The sequence below is a fragment of the Kamptonema sp. PCC 6506 genome, assembly GCF_000180455.1.
Taxonomy (GTDB): Bacteria; Cyanobacteriota; Cyanobacteriia; order Cyanobacteriales; family Microcoleaceae; genus Kamptonema; species Kamptonema formosum.
This window is the reverse complement of the sequence record NZ_CACA01000179.1, coordinates 1-4243: the sequence shown is the minus strand read 5'-3', so window position 1 is coordinate 4243 and position 4243 is coordinate 1. Positions and strand designations below refer to the sequence as shown.

Genomic DNA, 4243 nt, shown 5'->3' with positions numbered 1-4243 from the left:
TCCCCTAGCCCCTAGCCCCTATTCAAGAATGCAGCAGGTATTCTGGCATCACAATCAAGGTAGTACCTTCTCGCCCTACTACAATCACATTCTGGGAGGGTGCGATCGCGACAGCATCATCTGCACAACGAGCTCGCCAAGAGTTACCCTGATAAATCACTCTTCCCGTACCTCCAGCCGGAATTTCTGTCAAAGTTTCGGCTTCCTTAGCATCTTCAAGCACTTTGGCGTTGCGCTTTGGGACTAAGCGACGAGATCCCAGTATAAAAACTGCCGAGAATGCCATCCACAGTATCACCTGCAAATTAACGTTAGGCAAAACTAAAGATACAAGAGCTACGGCAAAAGCGCTCAATCCCATCATAAATGCTACAAAAGCAGTGGGTAGAAATAGCTCCGCCAAGCAAAGCATGGCTCCCGCCAGCAACCAGAGCTCGGTAGGAGATGAGAATATAGATAAAATCGGTTGCGGGGTGGAGATATTAGCAACCCCAGCAAATAAGCTGATGGTGTTCATTGTCGCGATCGCACTCATAAAAAGTATTCGAGATTAAGTAACTTAAATTACTGTCACCTCCATACTGCACGGCTCAAACTAAAATTTCAACGTAGAGGATACATTTGAGAAATTAATAGGGGCTAAAATCAGTTTATTCTCACATCCAGTAATTTAGCTCTCTCAAGCAAATAACTTTATAATGTTTTTAGACAAAATTTTTGACATGATTAGCCTTTCTTCCCAAAAGATTTATTGCCCCAACTTAGCCTGTCCCAATCCTCGCAATTCCTTGGGCCGCCGGGAGTGCGAAGCTTGCCAAACCCATTTGATCTATAGGTATCTTTGGGCAGTAGGGCCAGAAGCAGAACAAGTACCACAGGGTAGCGAAATCGGCGATCGCTACTTTGCGATCGAGCCTCAAGTTTGGCTCGATACCAGACCCGGAGAACCCCCTAACGCCCCCGAACAACTGCCTGATGCGATCCTTCCTTACCTCCATTTATACTCTGAAAGGCTTCACGTTCCAGAGGTCTATGGTTTTTGTCAACTAGGAGAATCGGAGGAAGCACCACAGGTATTGTTGTTAGAAAATGCACCAGTAGATGCGATCGGTCGCCTCCATCCTTCTATTGTAGAAGCTTGGCTAGGAACATCAGCAGTTCGTCAAGTTTATTGGCTGTGGCAAATTCTGCAACTGTGGGCTCCACTATCCGCCGAGGGAGTAGCTTCTAGCTTACTGGCGGCCGAGAATATTCGGGTTGAAGGTTGGCGAGTGCGGTTGTTGGAACTGCTTCCCGGAGGTAAATCTCAACCAACATTGCGAAATTTAGCAGAACTTTGGACTCCTTGGGTAGAAGCAGCACAACCATCCGTACAACAAGGACTGGAAGAAATTTGTATACTTTTGCGTCGTAGTGAGGCAACTGTAGAGGCGATCGCGCCAGAACTCAATCTGCTACTGCTCGAAGTCGCCGCTCAATTACCCCTACACTTAGAAATAGCTGGAGCCACCGATACAGGCCCTCAGCGCGACCACAACGAAGACAGCTATTACCCTAAAAATTCAGATTTACCCCAAATCCCAACCCCCACTCGCAACCCACAGATTCCTTACCTAGCAATAGTTTGTGACGGAGTTGGCGGCCACGAAGGCGGAGAGATAGCAAGCCAACTGGCAGTAGAGTCCCTCAAACCATTAATCCAAACTCTCTTAGTAGAAATAGCTCAACAGCCAGATTTGACTCCCCCAGAAGTCGTTAGCAGGCAACTCGAAGAGAGCGTTAGGGTAGTAAATAATGTAATTGCTGCCCAAAACAACGAACAAGGGCGAGAATTAAGGCAACGTATGGGAACCACTCTAGTTATGGCTCTCCAGTTACCTCAGCAAGTTAAAACTTCAGATGTCGAGCAATTAAATAATTCTCACGAACTCTACTTAGTTAATGTTGGGGATAGTCGCGCCTATTGGCTAACTGAATATAGTTGCTGTCGCCTGACTGTCGATGACGACGTGGCTACTAGGGAAGTCCGTCTAGGTCATTGTCTCTATTGGGAGGCGCAATTGCGATCGGATGCGGGAGCCCTGACCCAAGCTCTCGGTACGCGGGAAGGGGAATATCTGCATCCATCGATTCAGCGTTTTATTGTTGAAGAAGATGGTTTGTTAATGCTGTGTTCTGACGGTCTTAGCGATAATGATTGGGTAGAAAAATCTTGGGCAGATTATGCACCTGCCGTGTTAAAGGGCGAGATTTCTTTACAGTCAGCTATTCAGTCTTGGATTCGTCTGGCTAATGATAAAAATGGTTATGACAATACATCGGTGGTCATCGTTCATTGCCGGATTTCTCCAGAGAAGTTGGTGTTCTTCAATCCAGTTCAATTACCCAATACAACAGAGACTCTTGAATCTGAGCTTTCCGCAGCTTCTAAGGCACTTCTGTACCCTGAAACGGTTGGAGCTAAATCCCCCCGAAGACAGCAGAAATTGAAGAGCTTAGTGCCTGTGCTAGGGCTGTTAGCGCTGCTTTTAGTAGGAGGTGTTGGGGCTGTATGGTATCACAATCGCCAAGTCTCGGAACAAAAAAATGAGCAAATCCCCTTGTTCCCTAATACTTCCTCGCCGACTAAGTAGTGAAGTGGGGAGCGGGGGAGCGGGGGAGCAGGGGAGCAGGGGAGCGGGGGAGCAGAGGAGAGGGGGAGCAGAGGAGAGGGGAGAATTTATCTTAATTTTCTTGACACTCTCACCCCTGAATCTGTGTAGTTGTATGTAAAAATAGAAAGATTGTCCGAATCTAGTCCTAGTGCTTGGCATCGGTGCTGGTGGAGACTGTGAGAGAGATAACACTAAGTTTAAAGCTATGAAAGTTGGCGATCGCGTTTGCATCCAAAAATCTGTCGTTGTTTACCACCATCCCGAACATCGTAATCAACCCTTCGATCTTAAGGGCATGGAAGGAGATGTGGTGGCGATAGTTCTCGAATGGCAAGGCAGACCCGTAAGTGCCAACTTGCCTATTCAAGTCCAGTTCAACAAAAAATTTAGGGTACACCTCAAAGAGGATGAAGTGGAAGTCATTCAAAATAGTTGAGGAGGGAAAGTTTTGAGTTTTGAGTTATAAATCAATTTCATAATTCATAACTCATATTCCTCTTCCTTCTTATCGTTTTCCTCGGCGAAACCATCCCAGAATATTAAAATCGCCTTGCATTTTCTGCAATTCCTGCTGGTGTTGCTTAGCTGTGCTGTAATACCATTGGCAGTAACTCTCAAATTCCTGGCGATATTTTACTTCTTGGTAAAATTCCCTAGTAATTTGATGCTGTTTGAGAATTTCTGCGGGTACAGGCGGTTCGGGGACGATGTTTCGCAATTCATGAGGAAACATGATTTGTAGGTTCCTACTGCGGCAAAGGTTGGTATTGATTAGCCCAAAGCTAACACAGTTATACCCAACCCCGCAGCCGATATACTGCTAGTCCGATATACTCTTTTAAGGCTTTTGTTGACTGCTGTAAATTGTAAGCATCTGGCAGTAGATTTAAAAGTACAGCTTGGAAACTACTTTGAGATGCTTCCATATCCTGCTGTGTTATGGAAAAGTCTGTCGGTGCGGGAATTGTTTCTATTCCCTGACGCTGGAAAATTAGGAGCGATCGCGGCATATGTAAGGCTGATGTTACCAGTAAAATCGGCCCTAGAATGTTATTATCTTTTAAAATCTTGCGGACATTAACTGCATTTTGGTAGGTATTGAGAGAGGTTGGATCTTGGAGAATAGCTGATGTAGGTACGCCCATAGCTTGGGCTATTTCTGCCATGTCTGCTGACTCTGGTGGGCCTCCTCCTTTCCACTCTACTCTACCACCACTGAGAATGAGCCAGGGGGCTTTGCCTTGGCGATAAAGCTGAGATCCATAGAGGATGCGATCGCCTGCTTCGCCGACTTCTACCCAAGGTCGAGGCGGTAAAGCTGGCTTGATGCCACCGCCTAAAACTACTATAGCTCTAGTTTGGGGAATTGGTGTCGGCGGCAGATTTTGAGTTTCGAGCGATCGCACTAAATTTTGAGCAATCCAGCCATTACTCAATGTCAATAAAATAGTTAGTGCTAGGGCCATTGCCCCCGCCGCCCATCTGGGACGTTTCCAAAACATTACTAAAGCAAAAATTATTAACAGACAACTTAATCCCAATGGATAGAAAAATAAAGGCAGTAGTTTAGACAGGAATAAAAACATTTT

At 45.9% G+C, this 4243-nt stretch carries 5 protein-coding genes; 2 read left to right on the top strand and 3 right to left on the bottom strand.

Features of this window, described 5'->3' with window-relative positions:
* Window positions 1–22 precede the first annotated feature (22 nt).
* The gene (locus OSCI_RS09670) at window positions 23–412 is read right to left on the bottom strand and encodes an NfeD family protein (protein ID WP_019486819.1); all 390 of its coding nucleotides are present in this window, start codon (window positions 410–412) and stop codon (window positions 23–25) included.
* 286 nt (window positions 413–698) lie between these two features.
* Here OSCI_RS09670 and OSCI_RS09665 point away from each other — a divergent pair, with 286 nt between their 5' ends.
* Together OSCI_RS09665 and OSCI_RS09660 are read left to right on the top strand one after the other, a co-directional pair.
* On the top strand, window positions 699–2633 hold the full coding sequence (locus OSCI_RS09665) for a PP2C family protein-serine/threonine phosphatase (protein WP_007354750.1): 1935 nt from the start codon (window positions 699–701) through the stop codon (window positions 2631–2633).
* 226 nt (window positions 2634–2859) lie between these two features.
* Entirely contained in the window at window positions 2860–3090 is a 231-nt protein-coding gene (locus OSCI_RS09660; RefSeq protein WP_026103609.1) for a ferredoxin-thioredoxin reductase variable chain, read from the top strand.
* A 69-nt stretch (window positions 3091–3159) separates the two neighbouring features.
* Here OSCI_RS09660 and OSCI_RS09655 read toward each other — a convergent pair whose 3' ends face one another.
* A complete protein-coding gene (locus OSCI_RS09655) occupies window positions 3160–3387 on the bottom strand; it encodes a hypothetical protein (RefSeq protein WP_007354748.1) in 228 nt (75 codons plus the stop codon).
* Between the two features lie 58 nt (window positions 3388–3445).
* Entirely contained in the window at window positions 3446–4240 is a 795-nt protein-coding gene (locus OSCI_RS09650; protein WP_019486821.1) for a YdcF family protein, read from the bottom strand.
* Between the last annotated feature and the right edge of the window lie 3 nt (window positions 4241–4243).

Coding starts and splice junctions, on each gene's coding strand:
- OSCI_RS09650 (WP_019486821.1), bottom strand. CDS start 4,240: ATGTTTTTATTCCTGTCTAAACTACTGCCTTTATTTTTCTATCCATTG.
- OSCI_RS09665 (WP_007354750.1), top strand. CDS start 699: ATGTTTTTAGACAAAATTTTTGACATGATTAGCCTTTCTTCCCAAAAG.
- OSCI_RS09670 (WP_019486819.1), bottom strand. CDS start 412: ATGCTTTGCTTGGCGGAGCTATTTCTACCCACTGCTTTTGTAGCATTT.
- OSCI_RS09655 (WP_007354748.1), bottom strand. CDS start 3,387: ATGTTTCCTCATGAATTGCGAAACATCGTCCCCGAACCGCCTGTACCC.
- OSCI_RS09660 (WP_026103609.1), top strand. CDS start 2,860: ATGAAAGTTGGCGATCGCGTTTGCATCCAAAAATCTGTCGTTGTTTAC.